General features: G+C 66.7%; 1 pseudogene. It reads right to left on the bottom strand.

The features are described 5' to 3' along the window. Nucleotides 1–880 (bottom strand): annotated as a pseudogene (locus AQI94_RS46180) (AMP-binding protein); the annotation flags it as partial. Nucleotides 881–947: the final 67 nt, after the last annotated feature.

Below are 947 nucleotides of genomic sequence, written 5' to 3'. Positions count from 1 at the left end.
CGCGTGGGCCCGCAGGTCCGCGATCGGCGGGATGCCTTCGGCCGGGTCCTCCGGCACCACATACGCGACCAGCCGACGCTCGGCATCCTCACCGAACACCGACACCACCACCGACCGCACCCCCGCACACCCCACCAGAACCGACTCGACCTCACCCAGCTCGACCCGATACCCCCGCACCTTCACCTGCTGATCAACACGACCCACAAACTCCAGACCACCACCCACCAACCGACGCACCCGGTCCCCCGACCGATACATCCGCGACCCGCCCCCCACAAACGGATCAGCCACAAACCGCTCACCCGTCAACCCCGCACGACCCCCATACCCCCGCGCCACCCCCACACCACCAATAAACAACTCCCCCACCACACCCACCGGCACCGGACACAACCGCTCATCCAGCACATACAACCGCACATTGTCCAACGGCCACCCAATCGGCGGCACACCCCACCCCCCCCAACACGGCCATGCTCGCGCACACCGTCACCTCCGTCGGCCCATACGCATTCACCAACCGAAAACGCTCACCCCACACCGACGCCAACCCACCATCCAACCGCTCCCCCGCCACCACCAACGTCCGCAACCCCACCAACACCGCCGGCTCCACCACCGACAACAACGACGGCGGCACCGTCGCCACCCGCACCCCACCCCCCCGCACCAACCCACCCAACAACCCCGGCTCCACCCGCTCCCCAGCCGACGCCACCACCAACACCCCACCCGCAACCAACGCCACCACCAGCTCCGACACCGCAGCATCAAAACCAAACGGCGCAAACTGCAACACCCCGTCCCCCACACCCACACCAAAAACCCGACCCTGCCCCACCGCCAGATTCACCACACCCCCATGCGCCACCCACACACCCTTAGGCACCCCCGACGACCCCGACGTATAAATCACATACGCCAACTGATCCGGAAACACGGTT

It is taken from the genome of Streptomyces pseudovenezuelae, from assembly GCF_001513955.1.
Lineage (GTDB): Bacteria > Actinomycetota > Actinomycetes > Streptomycetales > Streptomycetaceae > Streptomyces > Streptomyces pseudovenezuelae.
This window is presented reverse-complemented; position numbering and strand designations above follow the sequence as displayed.